26 protein-coding genes are annotated in these 25,098 nt (G+C 53.8%); 15 read left to right on the top strand and 11 right to left on the bottom strand.

The window, feature by feature from the left end; translation table 11 throughout:
• Window positions 1-132: 132 nt before the first annotated feature.
• The 8 genes from PW844_RS16325 (at window position 133) to PW844_RS16290 (ending at window position 6,004) form a co-directional block, all read left to right on the top strand.
• Complete coding sequence (locus tag PW844_RS16325) at window positions 133-639, top strand: flavin reductase family protein (protein WP_299453881.1); 507 nt, start codon at window positions 133-135, stop codon at window positions 637-639.
• Window positions 640-673: 34 nt separating this feature from the next.
• The gene (locus PW844_RS16320; RefSeq protein WP_299453878.1) at window positions 674-1,741 is read left to right on the top strand and encodes an LLM class flavin-dependent oxidoreductase; all 1,068 of its coding nucleotides are present in this window, start codon (window positions 674-676) and stop codon (window positions 1,739-1,741) included.
• A 97-nt stretch (window positions 1,742-1,838) separates the two neighbouring features.
• Window positions 1,839-2,666 carry a transporter substrate-binding domain-containing protein gene (locus PW844_RS16315; protein ID WP_299453875.1) on the top strand — a complete coding sequence of 276 codons (828 nt, stop codon included), beginning with the start codon at window positions 1,839-1,841 and terminating at the stop codon, window positions 2,664-2,666.
• Between the two features lie 38 nt (window positions 2,667-2,704).
• Window positions 2,705-3,367 carry an amino acid ABC transporter permease gene (locus PW844_RS16310; RefSeq protein ID WP_299453873.1) on the top strand — a complete coding sequence of 221 codons (663 nt, stop codon included), beginning with the start codon at window positions 2,705-2,707 and terminating at the stop codon, window positions 3,365-3,367.
• Window positions 3,368-3,369: 2 nt separating this feature from the next.
• Window positions 3,370-4,026, top strand: coding sequence for an amino acid ABC transporter permease (locus PW844_RS16305; RefSeq protein ID WP_299453870.1), 657 nt, complete (start codon window positions 3,370-3,372; stop codon window positions 4,024-4,026).
• Window positions 4,023-4,763 (top strand): amino acid ABC transporter ATP-binding protein, encoded by a 741-nt coding sequence (locus tag PW844_RS16300; RefSeq protein WP_299453868.1) that lies wholly within the window; start codon window positions 4,023-4,025, stop codon window positions 4,761-4,763. Before PW844_RS16305 ends, PW844_RS16300 begins: the two co-directional genes overlap by 4 nt.
• Before the next feature lie 28 nt (window positions 4,764-4,791).
• Window positions 4,792-5,553 carry an SDR family oxidoreductase gene (locus PW844_RS16295; protein ID WP_299453866.1) on the top strand — a complete coding sequence of 254 codons (762 nt, stop codon included), beginning with the start codon at window positions 4,792-4,794 and terminating at the stop codon, window positions 5,551-5,553.
• 25 nt (window positions 5,554-5,578) lie between these two features.
• On the top strand, window positions 5,579-6,004 hold the full coding sequence (locus PW844_RS16290) for a Rid family hydrolase (RefSeq protein WP_367187760.1): 426 nt from the start codon (window positions 5,579-5,581) through the stop codon (window positions 6,002-6,004).
• Window positions 6,005-6,091: 87 nt separating this feature from the next.
• On the opposite strand, the gene PW844_RS16285 is transcribed toward PW844_RS16290, so the two are convergent.
• The 5 genes from PW844_RS16285 to PW844_RS16265 all read right to left on the bottom strand — a co-directional run bounded on the left by PW844_RS16285 (window position 6,092) and on the right by PW844_RS16265 (window position 9,975).
• On the bottom strand, window positions 6,092-6,826 hold the full coding sequence (locus PW844_RS16285) for a GntR family transcriptional regulator (protein ID WP_299453863.1): 735 nt from the start codon (window positions 6,824-6,826) through the stop codon (window positions 6,092-6,094).
• A 136-nt stretch (window positions 6,827-6,962) separates the two neighbouring features.
• Window positions 6,963-7,700 carry an amino acid ABC transporter ATP-binding protein gene (locus PW844_RS16280; RefSeq protein WP_299453861.1) on the bottom strand — a complete coding sequence of 246 codons (738 nt, stop codon included), beginning with the start codon at window positions 7,698-7,700 and terminating at the stop codon, window positions 6,963-6,965.
• A gap of 20 nt (window positions 7,701-7,720) precedes the next feature.
• Window positions 7,721-8,461: an amino acid ABC transporter permease gene (locus PW844_RS16275; RefSeq protein WP_299453859.1), complete on the bottom strand. Its 741-nt coding sequence runs from the start codon at window positions 8,459-8,461 to the stop codon at window positions 7,721-7,723.
• Window positions 8,461-9,135 (bottom strand): amino acid ABC transporter permease, encoded by a 675-nt coding sequence (locus tag PW844_RS16270; protein WP_299453857.1) that lies wholly within the window; start codon window positions 9,133-9,135, stop codon window positions 8,461-8,463. Before PW844_RS16270 ends, PW844_RS16275 begins: the two co-directional genes overlap by 1 nt.
• A gap of 33 nt (window positions 9,136-9,168) precedes the next feature.
• On the bottom strand, window positions 9,169-9,975 hold the full coding sequence (locus PW844_RS16265) for a transporter substrate-binding domain-containing protein (RefSeq protein ID WP_299453855.1): 807 nt from the start codon (window positions 9,973-9,975) through the stop codon (window positions 9,169-9,171).
• A gap of 353 nt (window positions 9,976-10,328) precedes the next feature.
• Between PW844_RS16265 and PW844_RS16260 the strand changes: the two genes are divergently transcribed.
• The 6 genes from PW844_RS16260 (at window position 10,329) to PW844_RS16235 (ending at window position 17,197) form a co-directional block, all read left to right on the top strand.
• Window positions 10,329-10,502, top strand: coding sequence for a hypothetical protein (locus PW844_RS16260; protein ID WP_299453853.1), 174 nt, complete (start codon window positions 10,329-10,331; stop codon window positions 10,500-10,502).
• A gap of 6 nt (window positions 10,503-10,508) precedes the next feature.
• Complete coding sequence (locus PW844_RS16255) at window positions 10,509-11,645, top strand: efflux RND transporter periplasmic adaptor subunit (RefSeq protein ID WP_299453851.1); 1,137 nt, start codon at window positions 10,509-10,511, stop codon at window positions 11,643-11,645.
• A complete protein-coding gene (locus tag PW844_RS16250) occupies window positions 11,642-14,725 on the top strand; it encodes an efflux RND transporter permease subunit (protein ID WP_299453849.1) in 3,084 nt (1,027 codons plus the stop codon). The genes PW844_RS16255 and PW844_RS16250 overlap by 4 nt, the downstream gene beginning before the upstream one ends.
• The gene (locus PW844_RS16245) at window positions 14,722-15,426 is read left to right on the top strand and encodes a heavy metal response regulator transcription factor (protein WP_299453847.1); all 705 of its coding nucleotides are present in this window, start codon (window positions 14,722-14,724) and stop codon (window positions 15,424-15,426) included. Before PW844_RS16250 ends, PW844_RS16245 begins: the two co-directional genes overlap by 4 nt.
• The gene (locus tag PW844_RS16240) at window positions 15,410-16,810 is read left to right on the top strand and encodes a heavy metal sensor histidine kinase (protein ID WP_299453844.1); all 1,401 of its coding nucleotides are present in this window, start codon (window positions 15,410-15,412) and stop codon (window positions 16,808-16,810) included. Before PW844_RS16245 ends, PW844_RS16240 begins: the two co-directional genes overlap by 17 nt.
• 96 nt (window positions 16,811-16,906) lie before the next feature.
• On the top strand, window positions 16,907-17,197 hold the full coding sequence (locus tag PW844_RS16235; RefSeq protein WP_299453841.1) for a hypothetical protein: 291 nt from the start codon (window positions 16,907-16,909) through the stop codon (window positions 17,195-17,197).
• Window positions 17,198-17,251: 54 nt separating this feature from the next.
• Here PW844_RS16235 and PW844_RS16230 read toward each other — a convergent pair whose 3' ends face one another.
• The 6 genes from PW844_RS16230 to PW844_RS16205 form a co-directional block, all read right to left on the bottom strand.
• Window positions 17,252-17,860 carry an undecaprenyl-diphosphatase gene (locus tag PW844_RS16230; RefSeq protein ID WP_299453839.1) on the bottom strand — a complete coding sequence of 203 codons (609 nt, stop codon included), beginning with the start codon at window positions 17,858-17,860 and terminating at the stop codon, window positions 17,252-17,254.
• A gap of 19 nt (window positions 17,861-17,879) precedes the next feature.
• On the bottom strand, window positions 17,880-19,220 hold the full coding sequence (locus PW844_RS16225; protein WP_299453837.1) for an ATP-binding protein: 1,341 nt from the start codon (window positions 19,218-19,220) through the stop codon (window positions 17,880-17,882).
• The gene (locus tag PW844_RS16220; protein WP_299453834.1) at window positions 19,196-19,864 is read right to left on the bottom strand and encodes a response regulator transcription factor; all 669 of its coding nucleotides are present in this window, start codon (window positions 19,862-19,864) and stop codon (window positions 19,196-19,198) included. Before PW844_RS16220 ends, PW844_RS16225 begins: the two co-directional genes overlap by 25 nt.
• Complete coding sequence (locus PW844_RS16215; RefSeq protein WP_299453831.1) at window positions 19,861-20,487, bottom strand: VTT domain-containing protein; 627 nt, start codon at window positions 20,485-20,487, stop codon at window positions 19,861-19,863. The genes PW844_RS16220 and PW844_RS16215 overlap by 4 nt, the downstream gene beginning before the upstream one ends.
• Window positions 20,488-20,504: 17 nt before the next feature.
• On the bottom strand, window positions 20,505-21,275 hold the full coding sequence (locus tag PW844_RS16210) for a hypothetical protein (protein WP_299453829.1): 771 nt from the start codon (window positions 21,273-21,275) through the stop codon (window positions 20,505-20,507).
• 118 nt (window positions 21,276-21,393) lie between these two features.
• A complete protein-coding gene (locus PW844_RS16205; RefSeq protein ID WP_299453826.1) occupies window positions 21,394-22,425 on the bottom strand; it encodes a substrate-binding domain-containing protein in 1,032 nt (343 codons plus the stop codon).
• A 269-nt stretch (window positions 22,426-22,694) separates the two neighbouring features.
• Between PW844_RS16205 and PW844_RS16200 the strand changes: the two genes are divergently transcribed.
• Complete coding sequence (locus tag PW844_RS16200; protein WP_299453825.1) at window positions 22,695-25,079, top strand: membrane-bound PQQ-dependent dehydrogenase, glucose/quinate/shikimate family; 2,385 nt, start codon at window positions 22,695-22,697, stop codon at window positions 25,077-25,079.
• Window positions 25,080-25,098: the final 19 nt, after the last annotated feature.

Raw genomic sequence — 25,098 nt, 5'->3', positions numbered from 1 at the left:
GCGTTGACAACTTCACCTCACATATCCAATGATGCGTACACGGCGTTAACATTGTTGACAATCTACTATTTAGCCTTAACAAAATTGTCGATAATCAGCCATTCATTTTCAGCATCATGCGGGGAAACCATTGTGAATAACCAGGTTCGGGATAACTTTCGTCACTGTATGCGGCGGCTGGCCGCCACGGTTTGCGTCATCACCTGTCAGCATGACGGCATGCGCTACGGCATTACCGCCACCGCGGTGACATCACTCTGTTTTGATCCGGTGTCGATCCTGGCGTGCATCAACAGCTCCTCCAGCCTGTTACAACCGCTACTCGCCAGCGGCAAATATTGCATCAACCTGCTGAGCAACCAGCACACCGCCGTGTCACAACGTTTCAGTACCCCGCTTTCCGCCGACGAGCGCTTCTCGGCGGGAGAATGGTGCAGCAATGCGCAGGGCGTACCTTACCTGGCCGATGCACAGGCCACTCTGTTTTGCGAGCTGGATCAGACGCTGCCCTACGCCACCCATCACATCGTGATTGGTCAGGTGAGCGACTGCCAGTTCAGCGAGGCAATTGCACCCTTGCTTTATCAGAACGGTGCGTATGTCACCTCCGCTCCTTTAACCACCCCCGTTGCGGGCTAAGCAACGCGATTTTTTCTTACCGCAGGAGAACAGAATGCAGCTTGGATTATTCAGCCTGATGACTTTGCGCGATCATCCGCAGGGCGTGAAAGGCGTGATGAATGACACGCAAACCATGGTCAAAACCGCCGAAGAAGTGGGTTTTGATATTGCCTGGTTTGCCGAACACCACTTCGCAAACTATTCCAGCAGCCCCTCGCCGCTGATGATGGTCGCCAATGCGGCGGGCTGGACATCAAAAATCAAACTCGCCCCCGGCGTGCTGGTGCTGCCGCTGTACCATCCACTGCGGCTCGCGCAGGAGATTGCCGCTGTCGATGCTATGACCGATGGTCGCCTGGTGGTGGGGATGGGAACCGGTTATCAGCAATACGAGTTTGACCGTTACCATGTGGAGCTGGAGAAAAAGGTCGATATTTTCCTGGAGTACTGGGATGTGATGGAACAGGCGCTGGTCACCGGCGAAGTAGAATATCGCGGTGAACATCTATCGATACCGCAGACTACCTTTGCTATCAAATCGTATCAGACGCCGCTGCCACCGCTTTTCGTGACAACGTCACACCCACGACTGCTGGATCGCCTGAAAAAATGGCAGGTGACACCGTTCCATGCCGCCAGTACCCTCGGCTCACCGGTGCTGTACAAAATGGTGGACGGCCTTAACCAAAGCTGGGAAACCCTCGGTGAAAATCCGGCCACCAAGCCACTGGCCATCATGCAATACGTGCATGTCACCGACAGCAAAGCCGAAGCGCTGGAAGCCGCTGAACGCGCCCGTTATGTTGGCCGCATGGCGAATCATCTGCGTAAACCGGTACTGCCGCTGGATGATAACGGCTATATCCGCAATGAACCTTTTGACGGAGAATATACGCTGGAGCAATACGCCAGCAATATGGTGGTAGGTGATCCCTATATCGTGGCGGAAAAAATGATCGCCGATATTAAACGCCTCGACCCGATTAATTACACCTGTAATTTCCAGTTTGGTTGTATGCCACTCGAACGTGCACAACGTTCACTGTATCGTTTTACCAAAGAAGTGCTGCCATTAGTGGAAAAAGAAGTGGGGCCGATTGCCAATATCGGCCTGAAATAAATTTACCTGCTCGTAGTTGCCTTACCCTGTCCGTAAAGAAGTAAACAGCTTTATATGGAGCGTTGTTACTATTTCAAACCATCGCGGGGAAGTCATTATGTTTAACAAGACGACAAAGTCAGTCCTTTTTATTGCCCTTTCTTCATTGTTTTATCTTCATGCTGCACAGGCGGAATCTACGCTGGATGCCGTCATTAAAGCTAAAAAATTACGCTGTGCAGTAGTATTAGATTCGCCACCGTCGGGTTTTCTGACGCCAGAGAATAAACCCGACGGTTACGATGTGGCCTATTGTGACGATATGGCGAAATCCCTCGGGGTAACGCCTGAGATCGTGCAGACTCCAGCCTCGGACCGTATCCCGGCGTTGGTTTCCAAACGTGTCGATATTGTGGTGGGTTCCACTACCATCACTCCGGAACGCGCCATGACTGTGGCCTTCACCCAGCCGTATGTTAACTACACCATCACGGTGATGACGCGCAAAGATACCGGCATCAAAACTTACGATGATTTGGAGGGTAAAAAACTGGGTGCGGTGACGGGTTCCACCTTTGAGCAGTTATTTAACAAGGAGTTACAGGGTCGCTGGAAAGATACCGGCACCACCTATACCGGCTACGGCAGCGATGCTGAGGTGTTTATGGCGCTGCAACAGGGGAAAATCGACGGCATCTTACAGGCGTCATCGGTCTACAACACGCTGGAAAAAAGCGGCCAGTTTCCCACCTTTACTGCTGCGGGTCTGGCACCGCTGTCGGATATGGATGGCCTGGCGGTACGCCGAGGTGACCCGGAATTTCTCAACTGGGCACGCGTATTTGTCTGGCACCAGGTGGTCTCAGGCCGCTACGCCGAGTTGTATAAAAAATATATGGGCGATGGCCCGCTACCTTCTCTGACCATGGCCGGTGTTGATTTCTAAGCCCCGGTAAACATTGTCCGACTTTCCAGGGTACGCCCATGCAGGATTATCAGTTTTATTGGTCAATCGTTTTTAACGCATTGCCGCAATTATTATCAGGTGCCTGGGTGACATTACAGATCACGCTATTATCGGTGGTTATCGGTATGGTGTTTGCCATACCGATGTCTGTCATCCGCCAGAATGGCAGTGGCTGGCGCTATTATTTCACCAGCGGGTGGGTGGAGTTATCACGTAATACGCCAGTGCTGTTCCAGGTTTATATTATGTATTTCGGGCTTGGCGCGCTGGGGATTAATATCTCCAGTTATCTCGCGGTATTAATTGCCATTGCATTTAACAACGCCGGTTATATGGCGGAGATCTTTCGTGGCGGCTTAAACGCGATCCCGCGCCAGCAAATGTCCACCGCACGATCGCTGGGGATGACACCGCGCCAGGCTTTCCGCCATGTGATATTTCCCCAGGTGTTTAAAGTGGTGTTTTTACCGTTCGTCACCCAATGCATCTGGGCGATGCTCAACACCTCGATGGGAATGTTGGTCGGACTGCGCGAGCTATCCGGTGCCGCGCAATATGCGCAATCCATCAGCTTCCGCACTTTTGAGTTTTTCATTGTCACTGCCGGCATTTATTACGCCATCGCCAAATTCATTCAGTTTGGTGCGCAGCTGACCTTCCGTCTGATGTACCGGAGGTAACCATGCAATTCGTTCTCGGTTATCAGCCTTTGCAGTGGTCCGACAGCGGGTATCTGCTGCTGGGTGCACTGAATACGCTGGCGATGGCAGGCACTGCCGGGCTACTTGGCACCCTGCTCGGCATCCCACTGGGATGGGCGCGCGCGTCTTCATTTAGCTTTCAGATTCTGAGCGCTCCGCTGGTGGATATCTTCCGTAGCGTACCGATGATCATCATCCTGATTGTGCTAAACAGCCTGTTTTCACTGCTGAATATGCCGCTGTCGCCGTATGTGCTGGGCAGCCTGGCGCTTGGCGTATGGATGGCGTGCGTCACCTCGGAAGTGGCACGTGCAAGCTTTCTGGCGGTACCGCACACCTTTCGCCGGGGGGCACGCTCGCTGGGCATGAATGGCTGGCAGGAATTACGTCATATTTCGCTGCCGCTGGCGCTGCGTACCGGTCTCAGTGCCTGGGTCAATCTGCTGCTCAGCCTGATCAAAGACAGCGCGCTGGCGAGCGTGGTCGGTTACGTCGAATTTATGCGTGCCACGCAAACGCTGATGAACCGTACCCATGAAACCTGGCTGCTGCTGCTCGGCACCGGCTTGTTTTACTTCCTTATCTGTTACCCGGTTTCCCGTTATAGCCGTTATCTGGAAAAAAAGGTGGCCCTGTGATCGAAATTCGTAACGTGCAAAAAGCTTTTGGCCCGGTCAGCGTGCTGAAAGGTATCGACCTCAGCATCGATAAAGGCGAACTGGTGTGCCTGATTGGAGCCAGCGGCTCAGGCAAATCCACCCTGCTGCAATGCATCAATGGGCTGGAGAGCATTCAGGGCGGTGAGATTGTGGTCGACGGTATTAGCGTGCATGCGGCAGGTACCAATATCAACCAGCTGCGCCGCCAGCTCGGCATTGTTTTCCAGCAGTACAACGCCTTTCCCCATCTGAACGCCCAGGAGAACGTGGCGCTGGCCCCGCAGGTGGTGGCAAAGCTGGGGAAACGTGAAGCCCTTACCCTGGCGCAAAAACATCTGGAACACGTCGGTCTGGGCGGTAAAGCGCTGATGATGCCTTCACAACTTTCCGGCGGCCAGCTCCAGCGACTGGCGATTGCCCGCGCGCTGGCGATGAACCCGTCCTACATGCTGTTCGATGAGGTGACGTCCGCGCTGGATCCGGAACTGGTGGGCGAAGTGCTGGCGACCATGCGGCTGCTGAAATCGGAAGGGATGACCATGGTGGTGGTGACCCACGACATCAATTTTGTGCGCGAATCTGCCGACCGCGTGGCCTTTCTGCACCAGGGCAGCGTGTGCGAAATCGGTAACGCCGCTCAGGTTATCGACCACCCCAGCCAGGAACAGACGCGTAAATTTATGCGCCGCGAACGGCGCAGTGAACAGGCGGCCTGAAGTGGCCAACATCGAGGAGAAACCCAACATGATGACATTCGATTTGCAGGGCAAGACCGCGTTAGTCACCGGTGGTGCCAGCGGCATTGGTTTTGAAGTGGCACGCCTGATGGCGCGCAGCGGTGCGACGGTGGCGATTAACTTTCTGCCGAACGATATTCGTGGAGAACAGGCACTGGCAACCCTCCAGGCTGAGGGGCTGGCGGTGGTTGGCGCACCGGGCGATTTAGCGGACCCCATTCAGGCAGAAGCAATGGTTAAACAAGCGGTGCTGGCGCTCGGCCATCTCGATCTGCTGGTGAATAACGCCGGTACGCCCGGTGTGACCAAACCGATTCCGATACAGGACCTGGAGAGTGTGACCGAAGAACTGTGGCAGACGCTGCTGAACGTTAACCTGATGAGCGTTTTCCGCTGTGCCAAAGCGGCAGCGGCCAGCCTGAAAGCCAGCCACGGTGCCATCGTCAATACCGCCTCGATTGCCGGTTTTGGTTCGATCGCCAGCACCCTCGCCTACAGTGCGTCCAAGGCGGGCGTGATCAATCTGACCAAAAACCTTGCTCACGCGCTGGCTCCCGAAGTGCGCGTTAACGCCGTGGCCCCCGGTTCGGTGGAGAGTTCATGGGCGATTGAATGGTCGGAAGAACGCCGCCGCAACACGGTAGCCGCCACACCACTGCAACGCTGGTGCACCCCAGACGACGTCGCGGAACTGATTGTCTATCTCGGTTTTGCGGGCCGCATGATTACCGGACAAACGGTAATCATCGACGGCGGTATTTCCATCTGATTTTTAGCCAACCCCAGGGAACATCATGATCGACGAAATCATAAAAGTGAAATCAGGCAGCATTCTGGAAGACCAGGAAAGCTACTCTCGCGTACTGGTGCTGGGCGACTGGATTTTCATGTCGCTCACCGCCGGACGCGACTACAAAACCCGCGCCATGCCAGACACCGCTGTCGCCCAGGCTGAACAGGCGTTTCGTAACGTGGAGGGCGCGCTGGCCTCAGTGGGTGCCTCGCTGGCTGATGTGGTGCGTTCCCGTCTGTTTATTCCGCGTCAGGAAGATGTCAAAGCAGTGATGGCGTTTATCGGCGAGAAGTATCGTGGCATCGATCCCACCAGCTGCGTGACCTGTGCCCCTCTCGGCGGGCCGGAGTATCTGTTCGAAATGGAAATCACCGCATATCGCGGCGCAGGCGAGATGCCGCAGCAGCGGCTGGTGATTGCGTTATAGTGTCGTAGCGGCGCGATTTATCGCGCTGTTTACCGCAGTGCCCCAATCAAAGGCGCGCGATAAATCGCGCCGCTACGCCAGGTATATTTATTTCGCTTTTTTGATGCTTTTAGCTGGCTTCTGTTCTTTCTCCAGCAGCGCCATATAACGCGCCACCGCTTTAGCGAATTTGTCTTTCCAGATCGCCAGCGCTTTGTCGATGTCGTGAGCTTTGATTGCCTCCAGCAGAGCCACCACATAATTCTGCGCGTCAGCTTCCCGCTCGGTGTAGACAATGCCGGTCAGGTTGTTGAAGCGCTGCACCTCAACCGTGGTTTCGGCAAAATAACGCGCGCAACGCTCCAGCCCACTGGCAATCACGATGGTTTCCTGAAATTCCAGATCGTTTTGAATGGTGGCCTGCTGATTATCCTGACGCGCCAGTTTCAGTGCTGCAGTGGCCATTTTCTCCAGCGCTTTTATCTCGTCATGCGAGGGCAGCGCCGGATTGTCATGAAACGCCTTCAACGCCAGTTCACCCAGCGCGGAACGAATGGCATAGACTTCAAGAATGCTGGCAGGATCGAGTTTCGCCACTACGGCACCACGGTTGGGACGCATCTCCACCAGCCCTTCCTGGCTCAGGCGTCGCAGTGCTTCGCGGATCGGATGGCGTGAGATATTAAGTTGATCGGTCAGGTTTTTTTCAATCAGTCGGTCACCCGGACGGAATAACCCTTTAATAATCGCGGCACGAATCTGATCGGCCGCATGTTCCGAGCTGGCAATGTTGTTCATTGGCACCAGCTGCGCCCGGCTTACGACATCTTTTTTGATCGGCATAGCGGTCAGACATCCCTGAGTTAAGAAAAAAACAGCATAGCGGGTGTCGTCGATAATTGTCGACAATCTTCCACCGTGAAGAAAAAGCCTGAGCACAGGCTCAGGCAGCTTAGAACAAGGGTGAGAACAACATAAATTAATGCCAGGCGATTTTCTTCATAAAATCCTGGGTACGCTGCTGCTTTGGTGTACCGAAAATCTCTTCGGGGGTACCAAATTCGATGATTTTGCCCTGATCCATCATCGCCACCTTATGCGACACCTCGCGCACAAAGCGCATCTCATGTGAGACCAGAATCATGGTGATGCCATCGCGTGATAACTGGCGTACCGTGTTGAGCACCTCACCCACCAGTTCCGGGTCCAGCGCTGAGGTCACTTCATCCAGCAACAGAATTTGCGGCTTCAGTGCCAGCGCGCGACTGATCGCCACGCGCTGCTGCTGTCCACCCGACAGATTGGCCGGAAAAGCCTCGGCTTTATGGCGCATACCGACCTTGTCCAGCAGCGCCAGCGCTTCCTCACGCACCACTTTCTGATTGCGCTTCTGCACTTTAACCGGTGTCACCATCACGTTTTGCAGCACGCTCATGTTCTGGAACAGGTTGTACTGCTGAAAAACAATGGCGACTTTTTCGCGAATCTCGCGCACGCTTTGCAACGAGTCATAATCCACTTCGTCATTCTGTACACGTACCGCGCCCCCTTCTGGTTTGGTCAGCCCCATAATCACCCGCAACAGCGTGCTTTTACCGGAACCGGATCCGCCGATCAGGCTGACAATTTCGCCAGGCTTCACTGTCAGGTTGATACCATCCAGCACCCGATGCTCGCCGTAGGAACACTTCAATTCAACAATATCTAACTGCGACATAGCCTCACTCCTGCGCGCTATTACGGCGGCGTTAACGATGAAAGGGATTTTGTGATCGGTGACGGGGTGCGACTGACGACGCTGCCAGGGGCGGCCAGACGGCGCTCCAGCCACTGTCCCAGCAAACTCAGCGGGTAGGACATGGCGAAGTAGATCAGCAGAATCACGCCATAAATCAGAAACTCGGAATAGCCGCGACTGATCAGGATTTTGGCGGAGAACGTCAGTTCAATCACCCCCAGCTGCGACGCCAGCGCCGTGTCCTTAATAAAAGACACCATAAAACTGAAGGCAGGCGGAATCACCACCTTCCATGCCTGTGGCACGATCACGTAAAACACCATCTGGCGATAGCTGAAGTTCAGCGTCTGCGCCGCCTCAAGCTGCGTTCTCGGCACCGACTCGAAGCCAGTACGAAAGATCTCCGCCATATAAGCGCTGGAAATCAGGCACACCGAAATCAGCGCGATGGTATAGAACGACAGGCTGTAGCCGAAGCCCTGAAACAGAAAAAATACCAGGAACAGCGTGACCAGAAACGGAATACGGCGCAGCAGTTCAACCGTCACAATCGCCAGCACACGCAGCGGCAGGAAAGCCACGTGACGCGTGTGGCGCAAACAGGCAATGAAAAAGCCCACCAGCAAACCCACCGAACAACCGATCGCCGACAGGCTCAGGGTGTTCAGCGCTGCCTGAAGGATAAATTCCAGCGTGAACTGGCTGAACAAATTGGTTAATTGCTGCGATAAGGTAAGCATCAGATAAACCTCGCCCGGACACGGAAACACCAGTAGCCAATGGCATACAGAAAGGCACTGGCGATAAAGGTCAGCACCACATACATCCCGGCAGCGACCACAAACGACTCAATGCTGCGGAAGGTGCTGGAGCTAATCTCAATCACCGCTCCGGTCAGTTCGTTGACGCCGAACAGCCCGCCAATCGAGCTGCCCAGCAGGATCCAGATAAAGAAGTTGGATAGTAGCGGATAGATGGTTTTTGCCAGATGCGGCAGAGTGACAAAACGGAAGCTCTGGAAACGCGACATATTCAGTGTGGCGGCGGCTTCCAGTTCGGTTTGACTCACCGACACCAATCCGCTGCGCATGATATCGGTGAGATAGGCACCGGCATTCAGCGACAACCCAATCAACACCGCCGTCATCGGCGACAGCACAATGCCAAAATCCGGCAATCCATAAAACAGCACGAAGATCTGAATCAGCGATGGCGTGTTGGTGAAGAACACGACATAAGCGCGCAACAGCCGACGTAGACCGGGGCGCGCGTGCTGCCCGGCTAATGCGCCGAGCAGCCCAATCACGCAGCCAATCCAGAAGGCGAGAAACGCAACCAGCAGCGTAATCAGCGCTCCCGACAGCAGATCAGGCCAGTGTTTTAACACCTCACCAAACTGAAAACTGTAATGCATAGAAATTCACTCCCGGGCAGCTGCGCCCTGACATCAGAAGTACGGTGACGGCACCACTTTCACCAGCATCGGTGCTTTAAACCACTTCTCCCATGTCTGGTTAACGAAGCCACTGGTGTGCATGTCATACAGGGCGATGTTGAGCACATCGCGCAGCGCGGTGTTGTTCTGTGCCAGACCAATGCCGTCGTAAGCGGTATTCAGCGCTTCCGGTAACACCTTCCATTGCACATTGGGGTAGTTTTTGGTGAAAGGGACATAGAACTCAATGTTCTCCACCAGCGCATCGGCACGGCCCTGCGCCAGCGCGCGAATGGTATCGGCCATGGTATCGACATAGAGGATTTTCGCTTTTGGCAGGTTCTGCTTGAGGAAATCCGCCGTCCAGACACCGCGAATCAGCACCAGGGTGTATTTCTCGTCATTCAACTCTTTCCAGCTGTTGATAGCGAGTTTATTGGTGGTCAGCACTCCCATCGATTCGGTATGCAGCGGCACGGTATAGCTGATGGATTTGGCACGTTCGACGGTACGGGTTAACCCGCCCAGACAAATATCAATGCGGTCAGCAACCAGGAAAGGCACGCGCTGGGCAATTTCGGTCATCACGAATTCGGTTTTTACCCCTAATTCGCTGGCCAGTTTATTTGCCACATCGACATCAAAGCCTTCCAGTTGATTGGTGGCACCGATCGAAGATTGCGGCGGTGAATTAGGTAATACACCGACACGCAGCACCCCACTTTTAATAATTTCATCTAACGTTCTGGCGTTGGCAACATTCACGGCAAGTAATAATACGAGCAAACTGAACAACACTGTTTTCAATTTTTTAAACATAGTGCTTTCTCATCTTGAATGGCGTTATACGTATTTTCCCCTGAACTGCGGATTGATGATTGTCAACAATTTGACTTTTGTCAATCAGTTTCAATATGGTTAAAGAGACGGATAAAATCATTGAAAATCAACAGTAAAATCAGAATCATGACATTTGCAGGGGTGCATAGCAGCGTGAATCGCCGCTAACATATTGATCTCATAAAGGTATACAAATTACTTATATTTTTTTAACGTTGCGGCGAGTGAGCGTTATCCATTCAGGTGCAGCCTGCACCATTTACGCGCAATAAAGTCTATTTTTACCAGCCGGTAAAAATTAAAAAAATATAAACATTCCGCGCGGAAAGCGGTTGAACAATATTATTTCTGGGGGCATTGTTTTATTAGCGCAAAGCGATCATCCTGGTGCAACCAGCCGCCAATCCACATCGTGCCAAATCGAAGATGACAAATTTGTCATCTTCCCTTTTCCTTTTTGTTCGGAGCCATTCGATAAACTGGCGCAAATGAGTTTATCGCTTTGAGGCACCATGGATCTTCGACATAAAGGAACGTTATTACTGATCGCCGGTTTGGTGATTGGCTGCGGCAGCTGGTATTTCTGGCCACGACAACAGGCCGATGCGGCGATGAAACCCGCGCACTCCGCGCCGTTAGTCAGCATGGTGACCGCCATGGTCAAGCCATTGCCCATCACCCTGACCACCCAGGGGCATATCATCGCGCTGAATCAGGTCGATATTCAGGCGCAGATTACCGGCACGGTGAAGACGGTGGCTTTCCATGAAGGGGATTTTGTTAAAGCCGGACAACTGCTATTCACCCTCGACAATGCCAGCCAGAGCGCGGCTTACGATCGTGCGGTGGCGGCGTTAGGCGAATCCAAAGCCTTGCTGGTCAAAGCGCAAAATGACCTGCAACGCGGTCGAGCGCTGAAAGCAAAAAACTACATTTCCATGTCTGACTGGGACACGCTGCAAAGTAACGTCCAGCAGTATCAGGCACAGTACAAAGCGGCGCAGCAGGATGTGCAGACCGCCGACGTGACGCTCGGCTACACCCGTATCGTGGCACCGGTCAACGGCAAAACCGGCGCGCTCAATGTCCATCCGGGCAGTCTGGTGCAGCCCGGCAGCACCCTGCCACTGGTTTCACTGATGCAGTTCGATCCGATTGGCGTGTCCTTTACCTTGCCGGAAAAAGACCTGAAACCCGTGCTGACGGCGCAGGCAAAGGGGCCGGTGACCGTGTGGGTGGAGAATGCCAGCGGCACACCGACTGCCGGTAAGCTGGATTTCATCGATAACAGCGTCAGCACCGCCAGCGGCACCATCACCCTCAAAGCCCAGTTCAGCAACAGCAATACCCTGCTGTGGCCGGGCCTGTTCCAGAATGTGAAGGTGGATGCAGGTGTCACCCCGGACGCCGTGGTGCTGCCACCGCAGGCGGTGCAGAACGGACCGGATGGGCATTTTGTTTATGTTGTCGACAAGCATAATCAGGCGGCGGTTAAACCGGTGACGCTCCTGCGCATTCAGCAGTCGTTAGCGGTGGTTACCGGCATTTCCCAGGGGACCAAAGTCGTGAATGAAGGTGCAAACAATTTGCGCCCTGGCATCACTGTGCAGATCGCCAGCAACATTGATAAGGCGATGATGCAGCCATGAAATTCTCAGAACTCTGTTTGCAGCGGCCCATTGCCGTACTGTTGTTGTGGATTGCCGTGATGGTGGCGGGTGTGGTGTGCTGGAATAATCTGCCAGTGGCCGCCCTGCCAACCTTCGATACTCCGACCATTAAAGTCAACGCGTCACTTTCCGGTGCCAGCCCGGAAACCATGGCTTCCTCGGTTGCCACGCCGCTGGAGAAAAATCTGGCAACCATTCCCGGTGTGGCGATGATGACCTCGACCAACCTGGAAGGCGCGACCACCATCGTGCTGGAATTCGATCCCTCGGTGAACATTGATTCGGCATCGGTGGATGTGCAGGCGGCGTTATACCAATCGTTAAAAAAACTGCCGTCGCAGATGACCACGCCGCCCACCTTTAAAAAGGTAAACCCGGCAGACGCACCGATTGCGCAGATCAGTCTCGACTCCCCGTCCATGACCCTGTCGGACCTTAACCGCTATTCGGACGATCTGATTTCGCCCTCGCTGTCGATGATCAAGGGGGTGGCGGAAGTGACGGTAATCGGTCAGAAACGTTATGCGGTGCGGGTCGAAGTCGATCCGGCCAAACTCGCCGCGACGGACATGACGCTGGAAGAACTGCACACCGCGTTGAAGGCCGCCAATGACAATTCGCCGGTGGGCGAACTGGATGGCAAACGGCAGATGATGATGTTGCAGACCAGCGGCGATCTGCGCAATGCCAGTGATTTCAGCAATGTGGTGGTGGCAACGCGCAACGGTCAGCCGGTACGCCTGTCTGATATCGCCAGCGTGCAGGACAGCATCGAAAACACCCTTAGCCACAGTGCAGTCAACAATCACACCGCTATCGTACTGAGCATCACCCGCCAGCCGGGTGCTAACCTGGTGGCGACGCTGGACAGCATCAAACAGCTGATGCCGAAGTTGCAGCAGCAGATGCCGTCATCGGTGCATATGCAGCTGCTTAATGACCGTTCTATCTCGATTCGTAACGCGATCCACGATGTAAATATCACTCTGCTGCTGACCATCGCACTGGTGATCATGGTGATTCTGCTGTTCCTGCGCCATGTGCGTGCTACGGTGATCCCGGCGCTCAGCGTGCCCATCTCGCTGCTGGGATCCTTTGCCCTGATGTACGCCTTTGGCCTGAGCCTCGACAATATCTCGCTAATGGGGCTGACGATTGCCGTCGGCCTGGTGGTCGATGACGCCATCGTGGTGCTGGAAAACATCATGCGCTATATCGAGGAAGGAATGGAACCTAAGCAGGCGGCGCTGAAAGGGGTTAAAGAGGTCGGCTTTACGGTGGTCTCGATCTCGCTTTCGCTGGTAGCGGTGTTTATCCCGATCTTCTTTATGCCCGGTACCATGGGCCTGCTGTTTCACGAATTTGCCTGGGTAGTGTCCCTCGCCATTCTGGTCTCTGCTGCGGCGTCACTGACCATCATCCCGTTGTTAGTGCCGATGCTGTTTCGCCACGATCCCCATCAGGATAAACCGGAGCCGGCCTGGAGCCAGCTGTTTGAACGGATGTTTGAAAACCTGCGGCAACGCTATGCCCAGGGTCTGAACTGGGCAGTGGATCACCGCACGGTTATGTTGTCGGTGGCGGCACTGACGGTGGCGCTGACTGCCTGGCTGTATGTCAGCGCCCCCAAAGGCTTCTTTCCCCAGGAGGATATCGGCCAGGTGACGGCCAATATCGATACGCCACAGGATATGTCCTATGACGCACGCAAGAACGTGGCTTTCCAGCTCGGGAACACCCTGCTGAAAGACAGCGCGGTCGAGACCATTGTGACCAAAGTGGACCACGACACCACCCAGCTGAATCTGACCCTGAAGGATCAAAGCCAGCGCCCGGCGATGGCGCAGGTATTGCAGCAGCTGCGCAGCGAAACCAGCTACCTGCCCGGTATTAAGGTGTACTTCAGCCCGGTGCAAAACTTCAAAGTGGGTGGCCGTTCGGCGAAAAGTACTTACCAGTACACCCTGCAATCTGTCAGTAGCAGCAGTGGCCTGAGCCTGAATGATTACACCAACCAGCTGATGGCGGAGATGAATAAAAGCGGCGTGTTTGTTGGCGTCAACAGCGATGCCCAGCTTAATGGCCTGCAGGCGCAGCTGACCATCGACCGCAACAAAGCCTCGCTGCTTGGCGTGGATGTGGACCAGATCCGCAACAATCTGTACGACGCTTTCGGTACCTTGCAGGCTTCCACTATTTATGCCCCGGAAGACAGCTATGAAGTGATCATGGAAGTGCAGCAGCCGTTCCGCCAGGACGAGAGCGATTTGTCACAGATTTACGTGCGATCCTCCTCCAATGACCTGCTGCCGCTCTCCACCTTTACCCATATCAGTCGCGTACAGGGTGTCACGGCGGTGAATCATCAGGGACAGCTGCCTGCGATTACCATCTCCTTTGACCTGGCGCCGGGCAAGTCCCTGTCGGATGCCACCCAGGCCATCACTCAGGCGGAGAATAATATCAATCTGCCGTCCACCGTGTTTGGCAGCTATGCCGGACAGGCGGCGTTGTTCCAACAGTCACAGACCAGCCAGGTCTGGCTGATTGTGCTGGCGCTGGCGGTGATTTATGTGATTCTGGGTATGCTGTATGAAAGCTGGATCCATCCGGTGACCATTTTGCTGGGGCTGCCCTCGGCGGCGGTGGGAGCACTAATGGCGCTACGCCTGATGCAGCTGGATCTGACCTTTATCGCCATGATTGGTATTCTGCTGTTGATTGGTATCGTGAAAAAGAACGCCATCATGATGATCGACTTCGCACTGTCAGCGCAGCGGGAACAAGGTATGAGTGCGCATGACGCTATTATTCAGGCCTGCTTACAGCGTTTTCGTCCGATAATGATGACAACCCTGTGCGCCATTATGGGTGCCCTGCCCATTGCCTGCGGCTGGGGAGCGGGTGCCGAGCTGCGCCAGCCGATGGGTGTGGCGGTGGTAGGTGGGCTGGTGTTCTCGCAGTTTATTACCTTATTCATTACACCTGTGCTGTATCTGCTGTTTGACCGCACGGGTGCCCGTCTGGACGCGTTGACCCATGCGACGGAGGAACCATGAGACTGTTGTTAGTTGAAGATCAAAGCATGGCGGCGGATTACATCGCCAAAGGCTTAAGAGAGAACGATTTTGTGGTGGATGTGGCCGCCAACGGTATCGATGGCCTGCATCTGCTGCTGACCAACGATTATGACCTGGCGATCCTGGATGTGATGCTGCCAGGCATCAATGGCTGGAAGCTACTGGAAATGGCGCGACAGGCGGGACGCGCCACCCCGGTGATGTTCCTCACCGCGCGTGATGATGTCGAGGATCGCGTCAAAGGGCTGGAGCTGGGTGCAGAAGATTATCTGATCAAACCTTTTTCCTTCAGCGAACTGCTGGCCCGTGCGCGGGTAATCCTGCGCCGCCAGACCAGCAACAATGTGGTGGTCAGTGACGAGTCGCAATTGCAGATTGGCGGGTTGGTGCTCGATTTTGTTAAACACAAAGTGACCCGCGATGGTAACCGTATCGAACTGACACAAAAAGAATTCCTGCTGCTAAGCCTGCTGATGCGGCGCAGCGGCGAAGTATTGTCGCGCACGGTGATAGCTGAGCAGGTGTGGGATATGAACTTCGACCCGGAAACTAACGTGATTGATGTGGCGATACGGCGTCTGCGCGGTAAGATTGATGATAACTACGATGTAAAACTGCTGCACACCATTCGCGGCGCAGGTTATGTGTTGGAAGAACAAGAGCATGCTGATACCCCGTAATGTCCCGATCACCGTTCGTCTGACGTTGTTCTTTTCCGTGGCGATGGCCATTGTGTTGTATAGCGTTTCCGGGTTGCTGTATCAAACCTTACGCGATCAGCTGAATACCAAAGATGTCAATGAACTGCGCAGCACCTTACAGATCCAAAAGGAAATCGCCGGCACCATCAGTGAACGCCAGGGGCCACAGGAGCAGTGGCAAAACGAGCTGTTTGAATTTATCGCCGAGCAGGATCGCCTGTCGCTGCGCATTATCAGTCCGGATGGCAAGATCTGGTCGCAATCGAAGAACATGCGCGTCCCTGAAGCCAATTACCCTGCTCCCACAACCCGCTTTAATTACTCCAGCTGGCGGCATCGTGATGGCGATCATCATGAAAAATACCTGATCACCGCCACCACCTTCACCCTGAAAGACAAAGAACTCTGGACCGTGCAGGCGGCGCTGAATGTTTCCCGCAACAATGAAATCATTGAGAACTACTGGGCGCGGATGCAAATCGCCGCAGCGCTGGCGATCCTGCTATTTGCTGCCTGTGGCTACGGCCTGGCGCGCCGCGGATTGCAGCCATTACGCGTGATCAGCCGTCAGATTGAGAACATCAATGTGGAGGAGCTACATACCCGTCTTTCTACCGAGCGTTGGCCGTCAGAGCTGGTGGTACTGGCAACATCATTCGATAGCATGATGACCCGGCTGGAGGCGTCTTTTGCCCAACTGACGCGCTTTTCCTCCGATCTGGCACATGAGCTGCGCGGCCCGATCAATAACCTGATTTCTGCCGCCAGCGTCACCCTCAATCAGCCGCGTAGTCCGGCGGAATATCAGGAAACGCTGGAGGCGATTGTGGAAGAAGGTGAACGGCTGTCGCGCACCATCTCCTCGATGCTGTTTCTGGCGCGCGCCGATAACAGCCGCGAACCGCTGAAGAAAGAGACGCTAAATAGCGAGACCGAATTCAGACGCCTGACGGGTTTTTACGAGATTCTGGCAGAAGAGAAAAATATTACCCTCACCCAACAAGGTGCCTTAACCTTTGCTGCCGATCCGCTGCATTTCCAGCGGGCGATGGCCAACCTGTTATCCAATGCGCTGCATTATACGCCGTCGGGTGGACACATTAGCCTCAACGCACGGCGGGAGAATGGCTGGCTGTATTTCAGCGTGACGGATAATGGTGAAGGGGTCGCATCTGAGCATATTCCGCATTTATTTGAGCGTTTCTATCGCGCAGATGAATCGAGAAGCAGCGCGGAAAATACCGGGCTGGGTTTGGCTATCGTCAAAACCATTGCGGAATTGCACGGCGGTAAAGTCAGTGTCGAAAGTGCTTTAAATAAGGGCAGTACCTTTACCCTGATATTGCCGGATACCCCGATCTGACAAAATTGTCATCTCCCCGTTTCGGCCGGGTCACCACCCGCGTGAGAAAATGATGCTGTAAACAAAACAGTAATCGTTAAACCACAAGGTGACCCTATGAAACAGAAACTCATTGCTATTTTACTTGGTGCATTATCTTTGCTGGCAGTTACGCAGGTAGAAGCCAATACCGGTGTTGAACGCACCGCCAATACCTGGCTATTGACGCCAGCCAGCTGGCATCCCAATCCCAGTAAAACCCATGAAAATTACCCGTTCGATTTGCAGGAAAGCAAAATCAATATGGGTGATGCGGAACCCTTCCACCATTATAATAACGACGATGCATTGCATCCGATGACCGATAAATCCGTGAGTTCACCGGTTTATCATCAGAAAAGTCAGTAATTAAATCCGTAGCGGCGTAATTTATTGCTCGATAAATCGCGCCGCTACAACTCATTAATGTTTTACGCGGGTATTTCGCAGGTAACCAAAAATAGCATCATTCAGTCGATACAGCTGCTTAAACAGCGGAATCAGGATGTACTCTGCTTTCTTCACACCCCACGAACAGAACCAGGCCACCAGAACTGAGCCCAGCATATCGGCCGGGAAATGCACCCCCATATAAATCCGCCCCCAGGCAATAAACAGGCTTAACAGCAACAGACTGACTCCGGTATAAATCCGTTGCCCTAACAGGAAACTAAAGGCGACGGCACAGGCCAGCGTCATATGGTCACTCGGAAAGGAGGAATCTGCCACATGGCTAATAAAGGTGTGGCCAATCGGCACCATAAATGGCCGGGGATGCGGAAAGAAATTGCCAATCACCAGATTTACCGACAACGCCAGTAAAGCGGATATCAGCGCCAGTAACGCCACCTGTTGTTTTTCAGTTTTGAAACTGAACCAGTAAATAAGTAGCGCAAGAGGGAAAATAAAAACCAGCCAGGCGGCACAGGCATTGCCGATGGTCAGCATTAAGGATGATGCATGCACTGGCGCATTTATCAGCAGGAAGAGGGTGTCGTTAATCTTTCCTGCCGTTTCAGAAGTCAGAAACATCGTGTTCTCCTTGTGGAAATTAAGATAATGGCAAAGTAATACTGACTTTCAGCCCGGAAATAGCCTGATCCGCGTCAGTGAGTGTTACTTCCCCTTTCATGCGCGCCACCATAGCGCTAACGATGGATAAACCCAGCCCAGAACCCGTTACATCGCTGCCTTCAATACGATAAAATGCATCAAATACTCTTTCCCTTTTATCAATGGGAATACCGGGACCGGAATCCTCCACCTCAATAAAGACGAAAGTTTCATTATTATTAATACCAATATCAATCCGGCCTTCCGCGGGCGTATATAGAATCGCGTTATGGACGATATTGCGTAATACGGTATACAGCGCCGAGGGATGAGCGGCGATTTTTGCCTGGCTCGCGCCCACCACCCCAATGTCGATTGATTTCTGTTCCGCCAGCGGATGCAAATCGGATATCACCTGCTTCACTACGTCAAACACCGCGATATCTTCCGGTGCGGGAATTTTGCTGATCTCGCCGCCCTGCGCCCGGCTCAGGCTGAGTAATTGTTCCACCAGCCATGCCGCCCGCTTCATGCCTTCACGCAAACTCATCAACCGCTGGCGGCTTTCGTCCGGCATGGCGGCCGATTCCAGCCGTTCGGCCTGGAGCATTAACGCCGTCAGCGGAGAACGCAGCTCATGGGCTGCATCCGCCACAAAACGACGCTGAAGCTCCACTGATTCAGCCGCACGTTTCAGCAGGCGGTTAATCGCGGTAATAAACGGGGTGATCTCCCGTGGTATTGTTTCGTTACTCAGAGCGATACTGAGATCATCATTTTGCCGGTCCACGTCCTCAGCCAGTTTGCGTATCGGCCTGAAAATTTTCCGGACCAGATCGGCTGCCAGATACAGCAGCACCGGGAACAGAATGCAGAACGGCACCAGGGTGCGCAGGGCTGACCACAGCGCGACACTTTCGCGCACGGAAGCACGCTGCGCCACCGCCAGCCGGATGCCATCATGCACCTCCTCAATCAGCACACGGTAACTGTGGTGATCAATCGGCAGCGTGTAGAACCCCGCCGGTAACTGACGAGGCCAGCCAAAACGATCCGGTGCCTGATCACCTGGCAGGATGTAGTGCACAAGGATGCGCGATGATTCCTCATCCTGGAGCGGTGGGCTGATAAAACTGCTGCTGCGTGGTGTCAGCATGCCGTCTTTGGCGAGGCTGGCAATTTGCTGCAACGAGGAGTCCTGCAATTCATGCGCCTCATCCCAGGCGGAGAGAAAGCCCAGCACGCCACTCAGCAGCGCGATTCCACCTATCGCCATGCACAGGACAAAAGACAGGCGAAATTGCACCGAGTCGCTCAGTCGCTTTTTGAGACTTTCCATCCCACGCCCCGGATATTCCTGATGGCATCACTGCCTAATTTCTTGCGCAACGCATGGATAAAATATTCCACCGCGTTGCTTTCCACTTCCTCGCCCCAGCCGTAGATTTTTCCTTCAAGCTCGCTACGAGAGAAGATTTGCCCCGGTTGCATCAGCAACGCCTGCAAAAGGGCATATTCCCTGCCGGATAAGCTGTATCTTTGATTGCTGGCAACATGCAGCACTTCACGTGTCGCCGGATCGAGCACGAGAATGCCGTTACTTAATAGCGGGGTGGCGTGACCCGCTTTACGCCGCATCACTGCCCTGGCACGCGCCAGCAGTTCGCTCATTTCGAAGGGTTTTAAAATGTAATCGTCCGCGCCGGAATCCAGGCCCTGCAAACGGTCTTCCAGCGCATCACGCGCGGTGACAATCACCAGCGGCACCGGGTTACCACGCCCGCGCACGTCGCGCAGCACCTCGAAACCGTTACGGCAAGGCAGGCCGAGATCGAGCAGCACCAGATCGTAGTCATGCGTTTCCAGGCTGAGTAACGCCTGCGCACCGTCACGTACCCAGTCCGTAGCGTACGAGGCATCCTTAAGTGCCGCCTCGACCGCAGAGCCAATCATGCGGTCATCTTCGACCAACAATACTCTCATGGCAGATCCTGTGCTGCCGGGCGCAGAAACGCCGACACCACCGGCAGCAGCGAGAATGCAACAATCAGTAGCGCCAGCCATTCACGATGGTCGCGTACCCAGGCCAAATCACCGAGAAAATATCCCAGGGTGACAAACCCGCCACACCAGACAACCGCACCGGCCAGATTCCACAGCAGAAACTTCGTGCGTGGCATTGAAGATAAGCCAGCCATAAAAGGCGCGAGGCTGCGAACAATCGGCACAAAGCGACTGATAAAAACCGTCGCGCTGCCATATTTCTCGAAGAACGTTTCTGCTTTTAAACGGTGTTGTTCTTTTACCCATTTGCGGTGAAGAATATAACGCCCAATGGCACCTTTCCCGATATGGTAATTCAGCGTATTACCGAGGAAAGCGGCACCCATCAACACCAGTATAATCAACAGAGGCGAAAGATGAGTTGCCGGTAAAAAAGCACCCAGGGTAAATAATAAGGAATCACCCGGCAGGAAAGGTAAAATAACCAACCCGGTTTCACAAAAGATAATGGCAGCAACAATGGCGATCACCATCATCGGGTCGGCATTCACCATATCGACAATATGATTGCCTGAGATAAAGTCCAACAGATGTTGTAGCATATTTTATTCCCGTAAATTCAGGCGTGCGGTGTATTGCGCGATGTCGGATAAGACATGCTGGACACGCTAATTAAAATCACCATGGCAATCAGGAAAATAATATTCACCGGTGTCGTGCCGTAGCCCAGCCCCCCTTCTTTAATCGGTTGCGAGAATAAATCCGCCAGTGACGCACCGAGCGGGCGTGTCAGGACATACACCGTCCAGAAACAGGCCACACTACTGAACACCGCCAGCCGCCACAGGAAGCAACAGATGGCAATCAATACCGCGAAGACCAGCGTGGTGGACAAATAGCCCAGTCCCAGTTTTTCTGCCAGAGCATCCCCGAGCGCCGTACCAAAAGCAAAGGTGATCATGATAGCTAACCAGTAATACAGCTCCCGGCCAGTGGTATTAATAGTGGCGAATTCCAGCGTGCCTTCGGTGCGATGCCAGAACATCAACACCATTACTAATGCCGAGCCAAACATGGCAACGGAATAAAGTAGCGGAACCTGAAGTTGATCAGTTAAATAGTCGGTAATCAGCGTGCCGGTAATGCTTACCAGTAACACAGTCAGCCAGTAAAGCCAGGGAATATAACGATCTGATTTCAACTGAAACAACAGCGTAACGACAAACAGACCTGCGGCAATAATTGAGGTATGGGTCAGTCCAAATCCTAAACCAAAGTTAATCCAGTCAGCCCCGGTTTCCCCCACCGTTGTTGACATCATTTTTAGCACCCAAAACAACAGGGTAACCTGCGGAACTTTAGTTTTTAGTTCGTTTAATGTGTCAGTCATCATGGCACTCCCCATCAGCGTATTGTCGCTATGATGACGAGTGAAACTTAAAACACCCTTAAAGGAGGTTAATTATTGGGGAACAGCTGAAACGGCAGAGAGGAGCTGCCGTTGCACATTACAACGCCGGTAGCGTAAAGCGGGTGAGGATTTCTATCGGTAAAAAGGTATGGGAAGCAAAAGTCTGGTTATTTTTCATCGCCGCCAGCTTATCAACGGTTTCAAGTAACAACTTCGCGATATCCTGGGACAAGATGTAATCGATCTTCTCGGCAAGAATCAGTTTTTCCGTCACCTTATTAATTTCATGGGTGATCACAATTGGTCGGATGGCACTCTGGCATTCATCCAGTGCCGCAGCCAGCCCGGCGTTTCCCCCGGCAACATTGTAGACAGCGCGCAGAGTTGGATCGTTACGCAGCAGTTGCACTGCAGCATCGTAGGTTTGCTGGGTGTTATCGTTGCCGGAAATCACCTCTGCCACGCTCACTGAAGGCAGGGTTTTCCTGATCTGCGCCCGAAAACCAATTTCCCGGTCATCGTGGCAACTGTAGGAAAGCGTACCAACAATCACCGCTACGCTCGCATGGGTGTCATGCTGTAAATGCCTGCCAAGGATAAAACCCGCCGCCTGCCCGGCTGCGCGGTTATTGATGCCAACATAGGCATCCCTGGCATCAGGATCGAGATCGCTGACTAACGCAACAATATGCTTCCCCTGCTGCCTGAGTTTCTGCACCGCGGCATTGATGATCGGGGTGTTCTTCGCCACCACAGCAATGCCATCCGCATGTTCCGTCTGCTGATACAGCAGACGCACCACATCGTCGTCCTGCACATCGGAACAGCTGGTAATATCGAGGCTGACATTGCGCGCATCCAGCTGATTTTTGATCTTCTGCGCCGTGGCGATCACCGATTCGTTGTACTCCTCGCTGGCCTGCACCACCACCGAGAAACTGGCTTGTTGTGTCACTGAGGCAAGTTGCACACCACCCGCCGCCTGGACCAGTAATGAAGAATAAGCGCGCTGAACAACTTCAACCGTTTTTGGGTTGACGCCGGGTCGATGATTGAGGACACGATCGATAGTTGCCCGGCTCAATTGCGTTGCCGCGACCAGCTCTTTCATGGTGGGTTTACGGTTCATAAACAATAGCCTGCCTTCAGTGGTCCATTCCTGCCGATGTTAACCCATCTGTTACCCGGAAGTCTCCGGAAAACCCCATGATTCATAATGATACCGCCATTGCCTCATTTTGTTATTTAATTGAGACATATTTGTATCATTTTGTTCTCATTATGATCTAAAATCGCCACTTCGCCTCATGTGAGAATAATTCTCAAAGGCGATCAGGTTATCTGGCTGATGTTTAGCCTCCATCATTATCGTTAACTGGGCATATTAAAATGAGAAAAATGGGATGGTTACCTCCCCTGATCGGCGTCGTGATTGCTCTGGCAGGACTCGCGCTGGGCGCAGGCGGTGGGTATCTTGCGGTACTCGGCGGCTCATGGTTTTATCTTTTCACCGGGATCGTCTGGCTGCTAACAGGCTGGACACTGCTCCGTAGTCAATTTATTGCCTGGCCGCTAACGCTGGCGATGACGCTGATTGCTGTCATATGGGCGTTGTGGGAAACCGGCACTGACTTTTGGCAGTTCCTGCCCCGCGTCATTGTCTTTGTGGTGTTTGGTGTACTTGTCTCAGTCTGCGTGCCTCATTTGCATCGCAAAGATGGCAGCCAGCCGGTCAGTACCAAAGCTGCCTTCGCGGTTGCCGGTGTCTATGCCGTGAGTTTCGTGGCGTTACTTGCCGGGATGTTCGTGCCGCACGCTGAGGTTGAAGCTTCTGGCGCAAGCGCCAAAGTGATTCATCCTGAGGCCGGGAAAGCCGATGGCAAAGACTGGCCCGCCTGGGGACGCAATCTGGGTGGCAACAAATACGCGCAGTTTGATCAAATCAACAAGACCAACGTCAAAGATTTGCAGCTGGCGTGGAGTTATCGCACCGGCGATCTGGCGATTGATGGTTCCGAGTATCAGGTCACACCGCTGAAAATTGAAGATACGATGTACCTGTGCACCCCGCTGAATAAGGTGATTGCACTGGATCCCACCACCGGCAAGGAGCGCTGGCGTTTCGACCCGAACATGAAGGAAACCGCCAGCAACAAAGGCTGGAAACGCTGCCGTGGCGTTAGCTATGCCGATCTGTCAGCCATGCCAGCTCCCACCCCGGATGCTGCCCCGCTGGCAACCTGTCGCAAGCGTATCGTCAGCAACACCAACGATGGCCGCCTGTTCGAGCTGGATGCGGAAACGGGCAAGCTTTGCGAAGATTTTGGTGACAAAGGTTATGTTGACCTGACCGCTGATATTGGTTCCAGCCCGGAAGAAGGTTCGTATTACCTGACATCCGCCCCGCTGGTGGCTGATGGCGTGATCATGGTGGGCGGCAAACTGAACGACAACATGTCTACCGGCGAACCTTCCGGCGTAGTGCGCGGTTTTGATGTGCGCAGCGGTAAATTGCTGTGGGCCTTCGATCCGGCACGACCTGACGACAGCACCCCGTTGCCACCCGGTCAGCACTATGCACCGGAGTCCCCGAACTTCTGGGGTACCGCGTCTTATGATCCGAAACTCGGACTGGCCTATTTCCCCACGGGCAACCAGACACCGGATTTCTGGACCGGCAATCGTCACCCCTACTCGGATGAATTTAACGACTCTATCGTCGCTATCGAACTGAAAACCGGCAAACTGCGCTGGCACTTCCGTACGGCCAATAATGACCAGTTTGACTATGACGTTTCATCACAACCGATTCTGTACGATCTGCCGAATAAAGACGGCAGCACCACACCGGTGGTGATCCAGCTGACCAAGCGCGGTCAGGTATTTATGCTGGATCGCCGTGACGGTAAACCGGTAGCACCGGTGGAGTACCGCAAGGTCCCGACCGATGCTATGCCAGGCATGAAAGTGGCTGATACCCAACCCTATTCGGCGATTTCCGTCGGCGTCGAGCCGCTGAAGGAAGCCGATACCTGGGGTGCCACGCTGTTCGACCAGCTCTACTGCCGCATCGAGTTTAAGAAAATGCGCTGGGAAGGCGAGTGGACTCCGCTTTCTGATAAACAACGTACCCTGATCTGGCCGGGTTATTACGGTGGCTTTAACTGGGGTGGCGGTGCGCTGGATGCCTCAACCGGTACCTTAATCGTCAATGATATTCGCATGGCGATGTGGGGGCAGTTCATCAAACGTGAGGAAGCCGCGCAACACGGTCTGGTGCCGTCAACGGAAGGTGAATATTCCGAACAAAAAGGCACGCCATGGGGAGTGGAACGTTCAATGTTCCTGTCACCACTCGGCACGCCGTGCTTCAAACCGCCATTCGGCAGCATGACCGCCATCGATCTGGCGACGGGTAAAACGAAGTGGCAGGTGCCGATGGGCAGTATCCAGGATGCACCGATTCATGGCATCTTCCCGGGTGAAGGTGTGGTGCCACACGTGTATATTCCGATTGGCATGCCAACCCTGGGTGGCCCGTTAGTCACCGGCGGCGGACTGACCTTCTTCCACGGCACGCTCGATTACTTTATTCGTGCGCTGGATAACGATACCGGTAAAGAGTTGTGGCGTTCGCGCCTGCCGGTAGGTGGCCAGGGGGTGCCCATGACCTACATTGGCAAGGATGGTAAACAGTACGTGGTGGTGGTTGATGGCGGTGCGACCCGCACCGGTACTAACAAAAATCGCGGAGACTACGTTATGGCTTACGCCTTGCCATGATGCTCATCAGATGCCCGGC

The organism is Pantoea sp. (genome assembly GCF_028283705.1).
Taxonomy (GTDB): domain Bacteria; phylum Pseudomonadota; class Gammaproteobacteria; order Enterobacterales; family Enterobacteriaceae; genus Pantoea.
The sequence above is the reverse complement of the archived record's forward strand: the minus strand, read 5'-3'. Positions and strand labels throughout refer to the sequence as shown.